Raw genomic sequence first — 19,224 nt, forward strand, 5'->3', positions numbered from 1 at the left:
TACTTAGGAGTAAGTCACAAAACTCAGTGTATAGAACGCAAAAGCAAATAAAAGCCGATGTCATATGAAGTTATACAACATCGGCGTCTTCAGAGGAGTTGGTTAATCAGAACACATGACACTTAGACAATATCTAACGTACCTTCGATAAACTCTTTGGCAAAACGCTGTAGCATACCGCCAGCGTTATACATTTTGACTTCATCAGCTGTATCTAAGCGGCAGATAATAGGCGTCTCGTCCGTACGGCCATCGGTACGATGAATCACTAGAGTCATCAACCCGCCAGCCGAGACTTCACCTGTGACATCAAAAGTTTCTGTACCATCGATATTTAACGTATGACGAGTCGTGCCTTCCTCAAACTGTAAAGGCAGCGCTCCCATGCCCACTAAGTTTTGACGATGAATACGCTCAAAGTCCTCAGCGACGACTGCTTCTACGCCAGCGAGACGCACGCCTTTGGCAGCCCAGTCACGGCTTGAGCCTTGACCATAGCCATCACCTGCGATGATGATAAGCGGCTGCTCACGGTTCATATAGGTTTCAATCGCTTCCCACATGCGCATGACTTGACCTTCTGGCTCAACGCGCGCCAATGAGCCTTGGACAACTTCGCCATCTTCATCGCGTACCATTTCATTCAATAGTTTAGGGTTGGCAAAGGTCGCACGTTGCGCGGTTAAATGGTCGCCGCGATGGGTTGCGTATGAGTTATAGTCCTCAGCAGGCAAGCCCATAGTATCGAGATACTCGCCAGCTGCTGATGAGCCAAGAATAGCATTCGAAGGTGACATATGGTCGGTAGTGATGTTATCACCTAATACAGCAAGCGGACGCATACCTTTTAGTTTGTTCATCGCTGCCATTTGACCTTCCCAATACGGCGGACGGCGAATGTACGTGGTCATTTCACGCCAGTCGTACAATGGGCTTAACGCTTTGCCCGTATCCTTCTTGGCTTCATCAAACATTGGGATATATACGGCATTGAACTGCTCAGGCTTCACGGCAGAAGCAACAATGGCATCTACTTCTTCATCATCAAACCAGATGTCTTTTAGATAGACATCGTTGCCATCTTGGTCTTTGCCCAATGAGTCTTTTTCGATATCAAAGCGAATGTTACCAGCGATGGCATAAGCGATAACGAGTGGCGGCGAGGCCAAAAATGCTTGCTTGGCATACGGATGGATACGACCGTCAAAATTACGGTTACCAGATAGTACTGCCGTGGTAAATAAATCATTGTCGATAATTTCTTGTTCGATGTCAGGGTCAAGTGCACCACTCATACCATTACACGTCGTACAAGCAAAGCCAACCACGTCAAAGCCAATCTCTTGTAATTCTGGCATCAGGCCTGCTTCTTCTAAGTACATTTTGACCGTTTTTGAGCCAGGTGCTAATGATGACTTCACCCAAGGTTTACGTAGTAATCCTTTGGCATTAGCATTACGGGCAACCAAACCTGCGGCAACCATGTTGCGTGGATTTGAGGTGTTGGTACAGCTGGTAATAGCAGCGATAATAACCGCGCCATCCGGCATCAGACCATCTTTTGGCTCTGGTAGCTTTTGATCAGGCGCGTGGGCGATACCTTTGGCCACCAAATCATCGGTTGATACGCGGGCATGAGGACGTGATGGGCCAGCCATGTTACGACCGACTGATGACAAATCAAACTCAAGCACACGGGCGTATTCGACTTTTTCCATACCGTCAGCCCATAAGCCCGTTTGCTTAGCATACTGCTCAACCAGTTTGATTTGCTCTTCACTACGACCCGTCAGACGTAGATAGTCAATGGTTTGCTCATCGATATAGAACATTGCAGCAGTTGCGCCATATTCAGGCGTCATGTTTGAGATAGAGGCGCGGTCACCGACACTTAGCTGGCGTGCACCGTCACCGAAGAATTCGATATAGGTAGAGACCACACCTGCGTCGCGTAAGAACTCAGTCATCGCCAGTACGAGATCCGTACCAGTGATGCCTTTTTGCAGTTTGCCTGTTAATTTGACGCCAACGTAATCAGGTAGGCGCATATATGATGGATTACCTAGCATGACGCTTTCGGCTTCTAGACCGCCTACACCGATTGAGATCACACCTAGCGCATCGACCATCGGCGTGTGGCTATCCGTACCAACTAAGGTGTCGGCAAACGCGACTTCCTCACCGGCTTTATTGTGTACGACCTGTACGACAGGTGACATTTTCTCTAGGTTAATCTGATGCATGATGCCGTTGCCTGGTGGTACGACGTTGACATTATCAAAGGCATACTGGCACCAGTTGATGAAGTGAAAACGGTCATCGTTACGGCGTTCTTCGATAGCACGGTTTTTTTCAAACGCGTCGTTTTCGAAGCCTGCATGCTCAACCGCCAATGAATGATCAACGATCAGCTGGGTTGGCACGATAGGGTTTACCTTGGACGGATCACCGCCTTGCTCAGCGATAGCATCACGCAAGCCTGCCAAATCAACAAAAGCCGTCTGACCCAAGATATCGTGACAGACCACGCGGGCAGGGTACCAAGGAAAATCAAGATCTTGCTTGCCTTCGATATGCTGCTTTAGTGCTGCCGTTAAATCCTCAGGTGGACAACGGCGCACAAGGTTTTCGCACAATACTTTTGAGCAGAATGGTAGCTTGTCATAAGCACCCGCTTCGATGCGCTCGACAGCTTCGCGAGTGTCAAAGTAATAAAGGTCAGTATCAGGAAGTGGTTTTTTAAATTCGTCATTCATGGGTTGTACTAGGGCGTTGTCCATAAGTCACCTTTGGCAGTTGGCTGGTTGGCATTTGAATATTTTTGTTAAAATCTAGGCAGGTATTAAAGTACTAACTTTTCACTAAACCATTGATGCATTTCTAATAAATCATATTTTGCATCTTTAAATTTTTTTCTAAACCACTGATTAAAAGCTATCAATACTTCAAACCTATTATCAAAGTTTAAGGAAATAAAACTGAGATACTCATCGTCTGTCAAAAGACACTCTTTACTATCTAAAGTATAAAGGTAGCTTTCAAAATCCAAATTCGTAACAAAACCGATGGCATAACCAATAACATTTTGCTCAAAAAAACTTAAATCACTTGGAGTGCCCAATATTTCAAAAAAATCGGGGATATAGTCTGTTTCATACCAATCATCTAAGCTTTCATATATTTGTGTTAATGGATAAGGGGGAATTTCAGTAGCATGTTTGCGAGTTAGATGCACAACACAGACTTGGCTTGACTGTTTTATTTTAAATAAATAATCGTCCCCTTGACCGTTTGCAAGAACTTCGACTTCCAGTCCATATAATGGATGATCTGTATAAAGCTCTCTTTCAAGTTCGTCTGTAAAAATCTTCTTGGAATCTTTACCTTCTTTAGCGAAAGACCACCAAGTATGTAAAAAGGGTGCATTTTTCAATGCCGATTTAATATCAAAAGTGCTGCTGAATATCATAGTATTTCAAATGCTTTAAAAGTAATGGTAGAGTGCATCAAATCGGTACACTCTACATAGCTTCTATCTCAAAAAAATTAACGCGCGCTCATATCTGGTACAGGGCGCAGCTCTTCACCGGTGTATTCGGCACTTGGGCGAATGATACGGTTGTTGGCACGTTGCTCAAACACATGAGCGGCCCAGCCAGTCAGGCGTGAGCAGACAAATATTGGCGTGAACAGTTTGGTTGGGATACCCATAAAGTGATAGGCTGACGCATGGAAAAAGTCAGCATTACAGAACAGTTTTTTCTCACGCCACATGACTTCTTCACAGCGTACGGATACTGGATATAGCACATCATCACCAACGTCCGCAGCTAGCTTCTCAGCCCAACCTTTAATCACGACGTTACGTGGATCTGACTCGCTATAGATCGCATGACCAAAGCCCATGATTTTGTCTTTACGAGCCAGCATACCCATCATTTCTTCTTCAGCTTCATCAGGTGAGTTAAAGCCTTCAATCATATCCATCGCCGCTTCATTCGCGCCGCCATGTAATGGACCGCGTAGTGAACCGATTGCACCAGTGATACAAGAATGGATATCAGACAAGGTAGATGCACACACACGAGCGGTAAAGGTCGACGCGTTAAACTCATGCTCTGCATAGAGAATAAGCGAGACGTTCATAACCTTTTCGTGTAGTTCGTTTGGCTTTTCGCCTTTGAGCAAGTGCAAGAAATGACCGCCAATGGTAGCATCATCTGTGTCAGTCTCGATACGCACGTTGTCATGGCTAAAGCGATACCAATAGTTAATGATCGATGGGAAAGCTGCCAGCATACGATCAGTTTTATCGTTTTGCTGAGCGAAATCCGTTTCGCTCTCAAGGTTGCCTAGCATAGAGCAGCCAGTACGTAGCACATCCATTGGATGCGCGTCGCTTGGGATACGCTCAAGCACGTCTTTTAATGCTTGTGGTAGGCCGCGAAGGCTTTTGAGCTTAGCTTGATAGGCATCAAGTTCGCTTTGCGTAGGCAAGTTGCCATATAGCAGCAAATACGCCACTTCTTCAAAAATACACTTATCTGCCAGCTCTGATACGTCATAGCCGCGATAGGTCAGACCAGAGCCTGATTTGCCAACGGTCGATAATGCCGTCTTACCAGCAACTTGTCCGCGAAGTCCTGCGCCTGAAAGTTCTTTCTGTGCTGCCATGGTTACATTCCTTTTGTGGGTAGCTTTTTATATTGTTAAGTGAAAATACTGCTTATTATGATTATTTATTGTCCGCAAACAGCTTGTCTAAGGTTTGCTCAAACTCGTGATAGTTTAAGAAATCATAAAGCTCCATACGCGTCTGCATGGTATCGACGACTTTTTCTTGCGTACCGTCATCGAGCAAGTGCTGATAAACGTTCAATGCGGCCTTATTCATGGCGCGGAAGGCAGATAATGGATATAGAACCATATCTACGCCCACACCGTATAGCTGGTCAGTGGTATATAGATCGGTCTGACCAAATTCAGTCATGTTGGCGAGGACTGGAATATCGAGTACATCGGTAAATTTACGATACATCTCGATATCGGTTAATGCTTCTGCAAAGATCATGTCTGCACCCGCCTCTTGAAAAGCAACGGCACGTTCAACAGCGGCGTCTAAGCCTTCAACGGACAGCGCATCAGTACGAGCCATCACCACAAAATCAGGATCCGTTTTGGCATCCAATGCCGCCTTTAGGCGATCGACCATCTCAGAGATACTAACGATTTCTTTATTTGGACGGTGACCACAGCGCTTTTGCGCGACTTGGTCTTCGATATGTACCGCTGCCACGCCTGCTTTTTCCATTTTTCTGATGGTTTGAGCAATGTTAAACGCGCCGCCAAAACCCGTATCGATATCAACCAATAATGGCGTATCAACTGCATCGGTGATACGGCGAGCATCCTCTAGTACATTATCAAGGCTGGTCATGCCAAGATCAGGCAAACCAAATGATGCATTTGCCACACCGCCACCAGAGAGATACAGCGCTTGGTGGCCGACTTGGGTCGCCATCATCGCGGTATAAGCATTGATCGCGCCTGCAATTTGTAGTGGCTGGTTATTATCATTTTTTTGTTTTAGCGCACTGCGAAAGCGTGCACCTGCTGAGAGTGAGGTCATGTGAGTATCCTTTCATGGGCTTGTATGGATAGAAAATAATCTTGTTGTTGTCACTGATTATACCCAATTATCCACGTCTGCAAAGGTTAGCTTATAGATTATTGTTTATTATTTTTAATAATTAATTGTAGTTAATTTAATATTATTCATAAAACAAATAGCATTATGTACTTTTCAATACTTCGCTATGATAAGTATTCATATTACCCAAATATTCAAATATTAAGATGTTTTATAATTTACATTTAGTTACAATTACAATAGGCGTATTGCTCTTTAAGTTGCCCTTTTCCCACCAAAAAGCCCTAATAGCTGAGCTATTAGGGCTTTATTTATCATGAGCTTAAAAAAGACTAAGTTTAAGCAAATAAACCTGCCAAATTGGCTAAGAACAATAAGGCAAATCCTGCCAAGAATACCAAGCCTGCGATAGACAGAGCGTTCATACCTGCTGACAGTTTTTTATGTTTCTTGACCAATGAGTAGTTTAACCAACCAAAAATAGGCGCAGAAACAAACGCGGATATCATGGCAAACTTAAGCATCGCGCCCAACTGTCCCGTGAAGAACGTAATAATCACAAGCCCGCCACCGATAGCGTATGTCGTCCAAAAAGCGATTTGCTTTTTATTGATTTCGCTTTCGCCTTTAAGCAAACGCCAGCACTCAGCATTGGCACGGCCGTAGCCGTCAGCACACGTGATTGTGGTGCCAAACATACACATGAAGGCGACGAATGCTACCAGCAATCGTGACCATTCACCGATGGTTGCCGTATACATATTGATTAACTGGTTGATATAAGCACCGCCAACTAACTCAATCTCTTGCCCTGAACCATACTGGACAAACACACCAAGCGATAAGAAAAACAAGGCCAGAATCGCTGAAACGGCATAACCAACGTTGAAGTCGAGCAAGCCTTGCTTATGCGTGGTGTGATCGGCTTTGACTTTGGCAGAAGTCCACATAGAAGTAATCGCGGCAAACTCAAGCGGTGCTGGCATCCAGCCCATCAATGCAACGATGAAACCGAGTGTCGCTAGGTTCCAAGGAGACACAGCAATAAAATCTGCTGCCATAACCGTGGGCTTGCCAGCAGCAATCACGACAGCGGCAACGGTGGCTGCCGTCAAGGCAATCATAATCCACTTAGTCACGCCATCGAGCAATTTATAATGACCAGCTATCAAAAAGAACCAAGAGACGGCCACGATGATCATAGACAGCACCATCGTCGATAGCTCAAGAGAGGCGGGTAGCATAAAGCCCAAAATCACCGCTGCAATAAGCGAGACCGCACCCGTACTGATGACCGCTGATAAGATAGAGAGGATAAAATATACCCAAAGATATACCTTTGAACGCTTGGCGTAGCCTGCAATCAAGCTCTCGCCCGTATCGTAAACATAGTCGGTTGCAAAGCGAAAAAACGGATATTTAAAAACGTTGGCTAAAACAATCATAATCGCCAACTGCCAGCCATATATAGCACCAGCCTGCGTCGATGAAATCAGATGCGAGCCACCGATTGCAGCGGTGGCCATCAAAATACCTGGGCCAAATATACGCCAACTAAAGCCTTCTTGCTGTTCAGTAACGATATCGTCAGTGGTACTTGGGTTGTTGAGTGGTTGTGTGGACATGAATACCTCGAAATGGTTAAAACGGCAAATCATCACTTACCTGTGTCAGTTTGCCAGTGATCATTAGACAACCGCTTTATACATGTTTATACATGCTTTTTTATAAAACGATTAATCTTGTATCGACTTTAGCACACCAATACGATTCAGGAGAATGATTATTCTAGTTATTATTACTATTTGTTTGCATTGCCATTCTTTTTGGTTAGCATATTAATCTGATAATATCAAGTATTAGAGCAGATTATTTTTTGGCGTTTCTTTATAACACAATATCCACGCAATATCTGGTCATTTAAGGACGTTACACAAATTTTTGTCGCCGGTAGGTGATGCCTCGTTCTTCATAGACCTGATAGATAGCATTCAATAACTCAGAAATACTTGGATGCACAAAATCTTTGAGAGTATGCAGGTAAATAGGAGAGGTGACGTTTTCGTGTATCAAACGCTGGTAGCTGATTTGTTCTGTACGTACCGTGGTTAAGCTGGCAGGTACAAGCGTGATACCTTCGCCCGCAGCGACTAAGCCTAGGGCTACTTGCAAGTCACTCACCGTGGTGGTCATAAACGGTGAGATACCGTATTGTGCAAACAAATGTAGTAACGGCTCTGTAATCGGCTCACTAAGTGCAGATTTTTCATTGGTGACACGTCTGGTTTTTGTATTAGCTTCCTGCTTTGCACTAACTGACTCTGATGTCGGTAGTGTTGTGGCAATCGGTAAATGCGTTTGATGGTACAAAATCAAGCGATTGTTTGCCAAATCTATTAATCGCTGCTCCTTTACATAGGCGAGAGGATGCGACTTTGGCAAGGCCACCACGTAGCGCTCATGACGCAGTAATATTTGTTGAATCCAGGGATCTTGATGGGCAAAACGCCCAAAACCGATATCAATCTCACCAGATTTGAGTGCCTCCATTTGCTGATAAGAGCTGATATCTTTAAGGTTGACCTCTATATCAGGATTGGACTGCTTGAGCATGGCGATGATTTCAGGGAGTAACCCATATAATACTGATGGCACAAAACCGATGTTCAGCGCACTACTTGGCGCTGATAAGCGCTGGGTCATACTGGTGACAGTATCAATTTCTGTCAGTATGGTGCTTATCTTATCGTAAAAAAATTCGCCCGCTTCCGTCAGATGTAATGGCCTGTGGTAACGATCGATAAGCACAACATCCATATCGGTCTCGAGCTGTTTAAGCAGGCGGCTCAAACTTGGCTGTGACAGTCCTGTCTTTGCTGCGGCTGCACTAAAGCTGCGCAAATTCGCGACAGCAATAAATGCATTAAGCTGTTTTAAATCCATGTTATTAAGCCTGTTATGGTATATGTTGTCTGTATACGAGCTACTTTTGATAATAATTCATCCCATTATTTAAGATGAGTCTTACAAATGTTAGCGGCCTCAAATAAATTGTGCTTGAAGATAGGGGTATGAGCAACTATATTGGGGACTAGCAATACTGTTACAGTTTAGCAATAAAAATCACAACTTCATTTTATCAGTCATTTACTGCCAGTAGCATAAACTGGCTTGGTGTTATTTTATGAACGACGAAAAAAAAGACATCGGTACTGATTTTGACGAAGAGTTGTCTCAACTCGTTCATAAAAAATCGCGTAAGCGTGCCAAAAATAATATTTACGAACGTTTTATCAGTCGAATTCAAAGCGCTGAAAATGACACCCAAAATGATAATGATGATTCAACATCCTTAAAAACGGCAAGTAAGTTACCTGCTTTTGAACCTCTAAGCGTAGAAGAGCTGCAATTATTTGAAGATGAAAATAACGATAAAGAGCCAAGATTAGAGTTGGTCGACATCGTGACAACAAACGCTACTTTTGACTTTTCAGGTCAAAACGCATCGACACAAGAAAAGGTATCAGATAAGCGAATTGATAGTTATGCTGGTATCGATAATATCTTAAACGATAACTTAGATAGCAAATTAAGTAAGAATAATGAGAGAAAAAAGCCATCCTCTGTCGATCTCGATCAAGCGACGCCTTTATCTAGCACAACAATTGATGACCCTTTAAACACTAAAGCCATGCCATTGGAGCCAGATCATAGGGACGCTATAAAGCCACAAAAGAAAGTGGCAAGTAGTAAAAAGCCTCTCATTATTGGTATAATTTTTGGTTCACTACTCATTGCTATTGTCGTACTTACCCTTATTTTTACGGGATTTTTATCGACTTCTGTTTCTGATGCTACTACCAATAATGATAGTAACTTAGACGGGACAGCGCCTGCGGCTACGACCAGCACGCCAGTGGTCGGTGCCGAACCTGTAGTGAATAGTGATGACAATCCATTACCTAATGACGCCAATACGGTCGAGGAGCCGTTAGTGTCAGCACAATCGATTAATTCAGATAATAGCGAACAAAACGTGCCCGCAGCTGAAGTTGAGCCTATAGGACCTTCTCCAGCTCCAGAGAGTGAGGCTGCCATTACCTATGAGGACTTTAGGCAAGAGTCACAAACCACGTTATATCGCGAGACTAACGATTAAGGTTTTTTACAAGCCCTTTCTCACAAAAGCGCTTGTTTTATAGATAAGCCCTGAATGGCTATTACCCCGTATTACGCAAACCCGCTGCCAATGCATTGATACTACGGATTAATGGATCTTCTACGTTGAGATCGCCATCTTTATGGTTATCTGCCGTATTGTCATCTTGCTGTCTGGCACGTTTTAACAGCTCGATTTGGATATAGTTGATAGGATCCAAATAAGCATCTCGCCACTGAAGTGAGGCAGCCAGATTTTGCTGGCTAGCTAGCAAATCCTCTTGATCTAGCAAAGAGTTTAGGCCAGAGGAGGTTAGCTCATGCTCATCGAGTACTTCACTCATGATCTGCTCACGTAGCGCGTCATCTTCACACAGCTGACTATAAGCACGAGCGATACTCATCTCAGATTTGGTAAAAGCCATCTCAATATTACTGATAAAGACGCTAAAAAATGGCCAGTGCGCATTCATCTCTCTCATCCAATCCTCATCGTCTTTGACACTGTGGAGGGCACTACCAACGCCGTACCAAGCAGGTAAAGTGAAGCGTGCCAACGACCAACCAAACACCCAAGGAATCGCGCGCAATGTGGTTTTGCTAGGCAAGCCTTTTTTGCGGTGAGCGGGGCGTGAGCCAATATTCAATAAAGAGATCTCTTGTACAGGCGTCACTTGCGAGTAAAATTTATAGAACCCTTCAGTATGATCGGTGAGTTTGCGATAACGCTGCTCGCCTGCATCGGCCAAACGCGCAAATAACGCTTCGTAATTGGGTAGCTCATCAGGTTGTACCACAAATCTTGTTGAGCATGCTTTGAGCGTACCTGTGATGGCCATCGTCAGCTCAAAAACAGCTGTATCGGTATTGGCGTACTTGGCGTAAAGAACCTCGCCTTGTTCAGTGACTTTGATTTGACCATGTAGTGTGCCGGCGGGCTGAGCGGCTATGGCTTTGTGTGTTGAGCCGCCGCCGCGACTTACAGAACCGCCACGTCCGTGGAACAGCCGCGTTTTGATACCGTACTTTTCAGCAATGCGATTGATGGTTTGCTGCGCGCTATACAGCTGCCATGCAGAGGTGATAATACCGCCGTCTTTTGAGGAATCTGAATAGCCCAGCATGATTTCTTGCGTGTTATCTGTCTGTTTCAGTAGACCACGATATAAAGGATTATCGAGTACAGCAGGCAGTATTTGATCGATATTTTTGAGATCTTCGATCGTTTCAAATAAGGGAGCAACGGGCAGATCCGCTGACAACTGACCGTCATTATCAACCCTGCACAGGCCTGCAAAGCGCATAAGTAGCAGTACTTCTAATAACTGACTGGCATTATTGGTCATTGAGATAACATAGCTGCCAAAAGTATCTTGTCCTACCAATTTGCGTAAAGTAGCCACTGAATTCATCAGCGCCAATTGCTCACGTGTTTTATCTGTTAGGTTGTCAGTATAGATAAGCGGCGTGCCAGGTTTTTGTAGCAAGCGCGTCAACCATTCTTGGCGTTCGGACTCATTGAGAGTTTGATAGTCAGGTAGGTTGGAGGCACTCGCAAAAATATCGGCAATGACTTCACCATGGTATGACGACTCTTGACGGATATCGAGCGCCGCCAAATGAAAGCCACATGTTTTGACCAGACGAATCACATCGAGCAATAATCCATCTGCATGCGCCTTGTCGTGAGTAGTGACACTTTGGCGGATAATACGTAAGTCTTCTAGCAGCTCTTCTGGATTGGCATATGCGTCTTTTTCAGCCTCAATATCAGCCCCTTTACTTTGGATGCGGCGATTGGTGGCATTGACCTTAGTGAGTATTAAAGAAAGCAATCGACGATAAGGCTCGTTGCCATAGTCATCGAGGTTGTAGTCAAACACACGCTGATCAAGCTCATCATAACTTTTGATTTTGGCATAGATATCAGGTGAGACGGTGACAATGGTGTCACTATGAATGAGCTGTCGGCGCAGTTTTTTGAGCAGTACTTGGTAATGACGCAGCACAGTATCAGCATGCATCAACACGGCAAGCTCTGTGGTCTCAAAAGTGACAAAAGGGTTGCCATCTCTATCACCGCCAATCCACGAGCCAAAGCTCATAAAGGCAGGCAGTGGATTGTCGGTCAGCTCCGGATAGATATCAACAATGGCTTTTTTGATATTGCGATACACTTTGGGAATGGCGTTAAATAAGCTGGCGTTAAAATAATGCAGGCCATTATTAATCTCATCATAGACCAGCGGCTTGCGCGTGCGCACTTCATCTGACGACCATAGTAGATCAATCGTCTGAGCGGTTTGTTCTTTGGCTTGCTCATAGGCGAAGCTGTTTTCTGTTAGATTGTTTAAAGCATCGCTATGAGTGAAAAGGCTTTGCAAGATATTCATCGTTGTACGACGGCGCGCTTCGGTGGGATGAGCGGTAAATACAGGCGTAAATTTGAGCTGATCAATAAGCTCCTGCATTTGAGCCGGCTCAATATTGCGCTCACGGCACTCAAGTAAGGTACTGCGGAATGATCCCTCCCAGCTTTGCTCAGATTGCATACGCAGCTTGTGACGCTGCTCACGCAAGTAATTTTCTTCGCTGAGATTGGCCAGAAAAAAATAGATAGAAAAGCCGCGTATGACGTTTTTTAAGGTTTTGTTGTCTAAAGAGGCAATAAAATCAATGAGCTGCTGCTTATGTGCCTCATTAGGTTCGCGGCGCTGCTGAATAAATCCTTTACGCAGCGTCTCAATGGTCTCTAGCGTTTGTTCGCCAGATTGTCGAGAAATGGCGTCACCAAGCAATGAGCCCAACAAGCTGGTGCGTTTACGTAGTACGTTGTTATCTAGTGTCATCTAAAACCTTCCTGTCAAATGAGTGGATACAATACTATGGCTATTTTATGCGTCATGTCCTTACCGTTTTTTGCAATTTAACATAAATAGGGGAGGCCTGCTTGACGTTGATAACAACTTTTTATCCATTAACTTTTGCCGCATTATCACTAAATCGATTATTTATGGCCATGCTCCTGACTGTAATCAACCCAAAAGTCTGCATTGTCCACGCCAGCCTTTTTAGGATCAAAGACAGGATTGACGCCTAATTTCATCTGCTCGTCGTAATCTTTGAGGACTTTAAAAGCCACTTTGCTCAAAAGTAGAATAGCAATGAAGTTTAAGTAGCACATACTACCAAAGCCGATATCACCCAGCGCCCACATCATACCAATCGACTGAACACTGCCTGTAAAACAAACAATTAGAAAAATCAGCTTAAGTGCATGCTTAAGCATTGGATAGCGAAGCTTACTATCTAAATAAACCAAAGTCGTCTCGGCAATATAATAATAGGCAATCAAGCAGGTGAAGGCGAATAAGAAAATAGCAATTGCCACAAAACCACTACCATACTGATTAAAGACTGTCGATACCGCTGCTTGGGTAAATGCAGTTCCCGCTTCCACACCAGGCATGTTGCTAACCAATGTTACACCCTCAGGAGTAACCACGTTGTACATACCTGTTGATAAAATCATTAACGCTGTTGCAGTACAAACAAGCACGGTATCTATATAAATAGAAAAGCTCTGTACCAAACCTTGCTTGGCAGGATGTGATACTTCTGCCGCCGCCGAGCTAAAGGTGGCCTCACCAGCACCTGCAACGTTTGAGAAAACCGCACGGCGTACGCCCCAAGATATCGCAGTTCCAACCATACCACCAAATACCGCATCCATTCCAAAAGCGCTTTTGAAGATGAGTGCAAACATTGCAGGAATATTTTGCGCATTGAAAATCAATACAATCACCATCATGAGAATGTAGCCGATAGCCATGATAGGGACGACTTTGCCGGCAAAATTAGCGATACGCTTCACACCACCAAATATAATGATGCCTAGTAGTACGACTAGCAGCACTCCAGTTGCCATGGGCGGTATATTAAATGCGGTATTAAAAGAATCGGCAATCGTATTGGCCTGCACGCCGGGTACTAATACGCCATAAGATAGGCAGGTGACGACAGCGACGAGAATCGCAAAGGGCTTAAGCTTTAAGCCTCTTTCTATATAGAACGGTGAGCCACCACGGTATTGATCGCCGACTTTGTGTTTATAGACCTGTGCTAGAGTAGACTCGATAAAAGCACTAGCACCGCCCAGAACACCCATAAAAATCATCCAAAATACTGCGCCTGGGCCGCCCGCTGCGATGGCAGTCGCCACCCCTGCAATATTACCGACACCAATGCGTCCTGATAACGCCATACAAAATGCTTGAAAAGAGCTAATCCCTGCCGGTGAGCTTTGCTTGTCGAACAACAATTTGATCATTTCTTTGAAATAACGGATCTGTACAGCACGGGTCATGACTGTAAAATATATGCCGACACCCAGTGCAAGATAGACGAGCGCATCACTCCAGATATATCCAACGATAGTGTTGATAATATTTTCCATAACGTTACTTCCTTGTAATGTTTTCGGTTATGCTAATTTGAACGTGGCTGATGGCAGTTTTTAATTCACTAACCAGACGGTTTTTGTTTGGGTGTACTGCGATAGTGCCTCCAAACCATTATCACGACCGCCAAAGCCAGATTGCTTGTAGCCACCAAAAGGCGTTGTAATATCTCCTTCTGAAAAACCATTAATCGAGACCGTACCGGCCTTAATGGCAGACGCCACGCGAAAGGCTCGATGGATATTTTGAGTATAAAAAGAGGCGGCAAGCCCATAGTCGCTGTGATTGGCAAGCTGAATGGCTTCGTCTTCGGTCTCAAAACTTGTTACCGCTAAAAGAGGACCAAAAACCTCTTCTTTGAACAGCGTCATATCTGGGCTGACATTGTCAAAGACGGTCGGTTCGATATACCAACCACTACCAAGCTCATCGTGGATGCGACCACCTGCGATCAGACTGGCCCCTTCTGCTTTGGCTGTATTGAGGTGTGATACGACCTTTTCGAAATGTGCTTTTTCAATCATTGGGCCAATAGCGACCTCGGAATCGTAAGGATGACCAACCTTCCAAGATTTCAGACCTTCTTGTAGTAGTGATAATACCGCCTCTTTTTGGCTAGAGTGCACAAGTAAACGTGAACCACAGCTACAGTTTTCGCTCATATTCCAAAAAGCGGCAGATAAAATATGTTCAATGGTCTGTTCATTGACCACAGCATCTGCAAAGACAATCTGAGGACTCTTGCCGCCGCATTCTAAAACCACTTCTTTCAGATTGCTTTGTGCAGAGTACTGTAGAAACAGTCGACCAACCTCTGTTGATCCTGTAAAAGAAACCATGTCAACATCCATATGCTGACCGAGTGCCGCGCCCACCTCTTCACCAAGCCCGCAGACCATTTGCAAAGCTGCTTTTGGTACGCCCGCCTCATACGCCAATTGTGTCAATCGATATGCTGAGAGTGAGGTCAGTTCAGCGGGTTTGACGACGACTGAGTTGCCAGTTATGAGGGCAGGCGCCACTTTCCATGCATACATCTGCGCAGGGAAATTCCATGGCAGTACTGCACCCACCACACCGATAGGCTCTTGCACGACCAAACCTAGTGAATCAGCTCCCGTCGGAGCAACTTTGCCAAAAACCTTATCGGCTGTTTCGGCGTACCATTCAAAGGTTTCGATAGTAGCGGGCAGGTCAGTATTAAGGCACTCTGTAATAGGTTTGCCAGCATCGACACAATCTAATGCCGCCAGCTCATCGATATTGTCATCCATCAACTGACACCAGCGCTGCATGACAGATTTGCGCTCAGCAGGAGACATCCGTCGCCATTCACCATGTTCAAAAGCTTCTCGGGCAGCCATCACTGCCGTATTGACATCTTGCTGACTGCCGCTGGCAATGTGACCTATGCAGGCATTATCAATGGGGCTATAGTTAGGTAGTGTCTCCTCTGATAGGGAGGCTTTAGCATCAATCAGATGGCCTGCCCAAAGCTTTTGGTTACTGGCGAGCTCAAAGACTTGTGCTGTGGTCATGCTCATTAGGTAGTCCTTTTTATATAGTGGTGAAAACGATAACGATGGCGCGATGTATTAAGACAGCATGGCTAAAAATGACTGAGTCTCTTCACTCGACATATCAGTCAACGGTAGACGCACCGACCCAACATTGATGTTGCCATTGACGCAGCCTGCTTTGGCTTTTTGGTTATAGTTCCCAGACTCCATAGAGTGGATGGCAGGATACATGGCTGTCATCAGCTCTTTAGCACGATTCCAATCGCCTTTTTGGGTGGCTTCAAACAGTGCCACTTGCTCGGCTGGAAATACGTTGGCTGCACCAGCGATCCAGCTCTTAGCACCCCAAAAGAAAAAATCTACGGGTTGGTCGTCACAACCACAAACCACTTCAAAGTCTTCAAAATTAGCCTGCAGCATACGTAATGCATGACTAAAATCGCCACTGCTCTCCTTGACGCCTACAATATTGGGATGTTTGGATAAATGTGCGACGGTTTCAAATTCAATGCTTACACCGACGCGTGCTGGAAAATTGTACATAACGATAGGTAGGTTAGTGGCATCAGCGACGGTTTCAAAGTGCGCAATAATACCTTCTTGGTCTGGTAGGCTATAAGGATTGGCAGATAGCATCAGGCCGTCATAACCCAATTTTTTGGCTTGATGGGCAAGCTCGATAGAATGATTGGTTGATAAACTGTTGATACCTGCAATCAGAGTGACTTTGCCTTTAGCAGCGTCAGCGATAGTGGTCAAAACCAGTTCGCGCTCTGCAGGCGAGAAAGTGTAATACTCACCCGTGGTACCACAAGCGACAATACCAGTCACACCCTTTTCTACAAAGACATTGACAAGCTCGGTCAGTGTTTGGGTATCAACCTCGCCGTTGGCAGTAAAAGGAGTCACGATAGGGACTAAAACGCCATGAATGTTCATATGAATATCCTTATTTGAAATAAAAGCCGTTAGCAAACCGTTGGCTATTAGCGGCATGGTTGGTTCTATGAGTGTTCATAGAGGTGAGAGTTTTTTATCTAAAGCGATCCAATCGATAAGCAGTCGGGTCTACAGTGGGGTTATCGCCAAAATACAATGCGGTGATAACCTGTGCACTGATGACAGCTTGGGTCAATCCCAAATGCTGATGCCCAAAGTTTAAAAAAACAGATTTTTGTCTATCTATGACGGGTAATGAGTCTGCAGTAGAGGGTCTAAATCCCATCCACGGCATACTATCTTCACTATTTAGTGGGATTTTTAGCATGGCTTGTGCTTGTTTCAATAACATGTGGGCACGGTTCATATTGGCTGGTGCTTCAAGCCCTGCATACTCTACAGTGCCAGCCAGACGCAGCCCTTTTTCCATTGGTGTCATAATAAAGCGGCGATCCATACTGGAAACAGGGATGTTGAGACGCTGACTTTCGTTAGGGAGCATCAGGTGATAGCCTCGCTCGGTATCCATTGGTACTGAGATGCCTGTGAGCTGTTTGGCTAAAGCTTTAGAGTGCGCCCCTGCTGCGAGCATAACTTTGCTGGCATGAAGCTGCTTTTGTGTTGTCGTCAGACGAATACCATCAGTCGTTACTTCTGCACTCAGAACACGGCAATTTTCATAAATTTGACCACCAAGCGATCTAAAAATAGTGCTTAATTTATGGGTAATAGCTTCTATATTGGTGATATGGCCTGTCTCTGGAAAAAACAAAGCACCCAGTTGATTGTCTTTTAATGTAGGCTCAAGATCTGTCAGTGCTGACTGTGAGAGTAGGCTGTTAGAGACACCTAAACTGTTTAAGCGTTGACCATGTTCAGTCAGAACTTTTAGACTGTTGGGTGTCTCTGCGGTTAATACAGATCCTTGTATTTGTACCCAAGAACGTAACTGCCACTCTTTGGCAAAATCTTGCCAAGTTTGAAGGCTTTGTGCATTTAATGCCAAAAGCGCTTGATGACTGCGTGTAAAAGGTTCGATACGCATGTTAAGTAATAACTTGAATGCCCATGGTGCTAAGCGTGGAAGATAGCGCCAATCTATCCGCAAAGGCCCATCAGGGTTGAGTAGCATGGCAGGAACATGTCGTAAGATACTGGCATCAGCAATAGGGAAAACCTGTTCAGTGGCAATGTGACCTGCGTTACCATAAGTTGCACCGCGAGCGATTTTATCCGCCTCTAAAATTGCAACTTTTACCCCGCGAGACTGTAGAGTAACCGCAGCACATAGCCCGATAATGCCACCACCGATGATATGTATATCAAACACTTGTGTGTCCATGATAGTCTCGCTTTTCTGACATTACTGAGCAATGGTTGGTTACTTCCTAGAAGCTCTATAAACGGGTGTTTATAGAGAAATACCCCATTTGAACGGATCGCTATCTTGAACGATGAGAGAGGTCTCTGCACATACATAGGCGTACCCTCGGATCGTGGGTATAATAGTATTGATAGAATTATTATGAAGAGAGCTATGATTATTAAGTACATCAATAGGCTGATAGCTGGCACTAAAGATACTGCCAATGATGCTTTGCTGATACCAAGTCTCACCAGGTGCGAGTACATTGTCTGCGGCCAAGCAAGCCAATTTGGCACTGGTACCAGTACCACAAGGAGAGCGATCATAGGCAGATCCAGGGCATAATACGAAGTTTTTGCTGTTAATGCCGGCGAGATCGCTCTTGCCAAACAGTTCTATATGATCAATTTCGCCATTGTTAGCACCCGTGATTCCAGACTTATGAAGTGCTTCCTTAATCTGTATGCTAAATTGAGTAAGCGCCTTAACATTATTAGCTTCAATAGCTTGTTTATGATCGTTGACTAAGAAAAACCAATTACCGCCCCAAGCGATATCGCCATAGATAGGACCAATATCGGGTACTTGAACTTCTGCTTGTTTTTGGTAGCGATAAGAGGGGATATTCTGAACGCTACAACTACCATCATCATGCAAGGTTGCTTTAACTAGACCTACGCTTGTTTCTAGATAGTGATCACCAGCGGTTATCTTTTGTTGATAAGCTAGAGAGGCGATAATACCGATTGTGCCATGGCCACACATACCTAAATAGCCATGATTATTGAAGAAGATCACGCCAGCTATGGCACGAGGATCAGAAGGTGGGCACAAAAGTGCTCCGACAAGCACATCATTACCACGAGGTTCTAGGATAATGCTTTGACGTAAATGATCGAAGTTCTGTTTGAAGTCTTGAAGTTTTTCTTGAATAGATTGCCCACTAAGCTCAGGAAATCCTTCATACACCATGCGAGTAGGTTCACCGCCAGTATGCGAATCAAGAATCTTAAGAGTGAAAAGCGTATCAAACATGACTGCCTACCTGATTCATCCGTGATTTAATATACTGTTAGCGTTATTCATAAATGAACAAGGCGTAAATATAGAATGACGTTTTTCAGAAAAGCA

At 44.6% G+C, this 19,224-nt stretch carries 13 protein-coding genes; 1 reads left to right on the plus strand and 12 read right to left on the minus strand.

The features are described 5' to 3' along the window. Positions 1-122: 122 nt before the first annotated feature. The 6 genes from acnD to ACHUET_RS05285 form a co-directional block, all read right to left on the minus strand. Positions 123-2,756 (minus strand): Fe/S-dependent 2-methylisocitrate dehydratase AcnD, encoded by a 2,634-nt coding sequence (gene acnD, locus ACHUET_RS05260; RefSeq protein ID WP_394211476.1) that lies wholly within the window; start codon positions 2,754-2,756, stop codon positions 123-125. Between the two features lie 86 nt (positions 2,757-2,842). Then, positions 2,843-3,469 carry a hypothetical protein gene (locus ACHUET_RS05265; RefSeq protein ID WP_394211249.1) on the minus strand — a complete coding sequence of 209 codons (627 nt, stop codon included), beginning with the start codon at positions 3,467-3,469 and terminating at the stop codon, positions 2,843-2,845. 77 nt (positions 3,470-3,546) lie between these two features. Continuing rightward, complete coding sequence (gene prpC, locus ACHUET_RS05270) at positions 3,547-4,674, minus strand: bifunctional 2-methylcitrate synthase/citrate synthase (RefSeq protein ID WP_394211250.1); 1,128 nt, start codon at positions 4,672-4,674, stop codon at positions 3,547-3,549. Between the two features lie 61 nt (positions 4,675-4,735). Beyond that, positions 4,736-5,629, minus strand: a complete 894-nt coding sequence (gene prpB / locus ACHUET_RS05275; RefSeq protein ID WP_201599353.1) for a methylisocitrate lyase — start codon at positions 5,627-5,629, stop codon at positions 4,736-4,738. Positions 5,630-5,988: 359 nt separating this feature from the next. Beyond that, positions 5,989-7,275, minus strand: coding sequence for an NRAMP family divalent metal transporter (locus tag ACHUET_RS05280; protein ID WP_394211252.1), 1,287 nt, complete (start codon positions 7,273-7,275; stop codon positions 5,989-5,991). Positions 7,276-7,579: 304 nt separating this feature from the next. After that, positions 7,580-8,593: a LysR family transcriptional regulator gene (locus ACHUET_RS05285; RefSeq protein ID WP_394211254.1), complete on the minus strand. Its 1,014-nt coding sequence runs from the start codon at positions 8,591-8,593 to the stop codon at positions 7,580-7,582. A gap of 241 nt (positions 8,594-8,834) precedes the next feature. Here ACHUET_RS05285 and ACHUET_RS05290 point away from each other — a divergent pair, with 241 nt between their 5' ends. Next, positions 8,835-9,809, plus strand: a complete 975-nt coding sequence (locus ACHUET_RS05290) for a RodZ family helix-turn-helix domain-containing protein (RefSeq protein ID WP_394211256.1) — start codon at positions 8,835-8,837, stop codon at positions 9,807-9,809. A gap of 61 nt (positions 9,810-9,870) precedes the next feature. On the opposite strand, the gene ppc is transcribed toward ACHUET_RS05290, so the two are convergent. The 6 genes from ppc to ACHUET_RS05320 form a co-directional block, all read right to left on the minus strand. Beyond that, positions 9,871-12,657 (minus strand): phosphoenolpyruvate carboxylase, encoded by a 2,787-nt coding sequence (gene ppc / locus ACHUET_RS05295; protein WP_394211258.1) that lies wholly within the window; start codon positions 12,655-12,657, stop codon positions 9,871-9,873. Between the two features lie 158 nt (positions 12,658-12,815). Then, a complete protein-coding gene (locus tag ACHUET_RS05300; RefSeq protein WP_394211260.1) occupies positions 12,816-14,264 on the minus strand; it encodes an alanine/glycine:cation symporter family protein in 1,449 nt (482 codons plus the stop codon). Positions 14,265-14,324: 60 nt separating this feature from the next. Beyond that, entirely contained in the window at positions 14,325-15,812 is a 1,488-nt protein-coding gene (locus ACHUET_RS05305) for an aldehyde dehydrogenase (RefSeq protein WP_394211262.1), read from the minus strand. A gap of 51 nt (positions 15,813-15,863) precedes the next feature. Beyond that, entirely contained in the window at positions 15,864-16,727 is an 864-nt protein-coding gene (gene dapA / locus ACHUET_RS05310) for a 4-hydroxy-tetrahydrodipicolinate synthase (RefSeq protein ID WP_394211264.1), read from the minus strand. Between the two features lie 94 nt (positions 16,728-16,821). After that, on the minus strand, positions 16,822-18,069 hold the full coding sequence (locus ACHUET_RS05315; protein WP_394211266.1) for an NAD(P)/FAD-dependent oxidoreductase: 1,248 nt from the start codon (positions 18,067-18,069) through the stop codon (positions 16,822-16,824). Between the two features lie 69 nt (positions 18,070-18,138). Further along, positions 18,139-19,128: a proline racemase family protein gene (locus ACHUET_RS05320; RefSeq protein WP_394211268.1), complete on the minus strand. Its 990-nt coding sequence runs from the start codon at positions 19,126-19,128 to the stop codon at positions 18,139-18,141. Between the last annotated feature and the right edge of the window lie 96 nt (positions 19,129-19,224).

Source organism: Psychrobacter piscatorii (assembly GCF_043641605.1).
Classification (GTDB): Bacteria; Pseudomonadota; Gammaproteobacteria; order Pseudomonadales; family Moraxellaceae; genus Psychrobacter; species Psychrobacter piscatorii_C.

What these genes read in the sequence shown, in the direction of transcription:
- acnD (WP_394211476.1), bottom strand. Translation starts at nt 2,756, where the DNA reads ATGAATGACGAATTTAAAAAACCACTTCCTGATACTGACCTTTATTAC.
- ACHUET_RS05265 (WP_394211249.1), bottom strand. Translation starts at nt 3,469, where the DNA reads ATGATATTCAGCAGCACTTTTGATATTAAATCGGCATTGAAAAATGCA.
- prpC (WP_394211250.1), bottom strand. Translation starts at nt 4,674, where the DNA reads ATGGCAGCACAGAAAGAACTTTCAGGCGCAGGACTTCGCGGACAAGTT.
- prpB (WP_201599353.1), bottom strand. Translation starts at nt 5,629, where the DNA reads ATGACCTCACTCTCAGCAGGTGCACGCTTTCGCAGTGCGCTAAAACAA.
- ACHUET_RS05280 (WP_394211252.1), bottom strand. Translation starts at nt 7,275, where the DNA reads ATGTCCACACAACCACTCAACAACCCAAGTACCACTGACGATATCGTT.
- ACHUET_RS05285 (WP_394211254.1), bottom strand. Translation starts at nt 8,593, where the DNA reads ATGGATTTAAAACAGCTTAATGCATTTATTGCTGTCGCGAATTTGCGC.
- ACHUET_RS05290 (WP_394211256.1), top strand. Translation starts at nt 8,835, where the DNA reads ATGAACGACGAAAAAAAAGACATCGGTACTGATTTTGACGAAGAGTTG.
- ppc (WP_394211258.1), bottom strand. Translation starts at nt 12,657, where the DNA reads ATGACACTAGATAACAACGTACTACGTAAACGCACCAGCTTGTTGGGC.
- ACHUET_RS05300 (WP_394211260.1), bottom strand. Translation starts at nt 14,264, where the DNA reads ATGGAAAATATTATCAACACTATCGTTGGATATATCTGGAGTGATGCG.
- ACHUET_RS05305 (WP_394211262.1), bottom strand. Translation starts at nt 15,812, where the DNA reads ATGAGCATGACCACAGCACAAGTCTTTGAGCTCGCCAGTAACCAAAAG.
- dapA (WP_394211264.1), bottom strand. Translation starts at nt 16,727, where the DNA reads ATGAACATTCATGGCGTTTTAGTCCCTATCGTGACTCCTTTTACTGCC.
- ACHUET_RS05315 (WP_394211266.1), bottom strand. Translation starts at nt 18,069, where the DNA reads ATGGACACACAAGTGTTTGATATACATATCATCGGTGGTGGCATTATC.
- ACHUET_RS05320 (WP_394211268.1), bottom strand. Translation starts at nt 19,128, where the DNA reads ATGTTTGATACGCTTTTCACTCTTAAGATTCTTGATTCGCATACTGGC.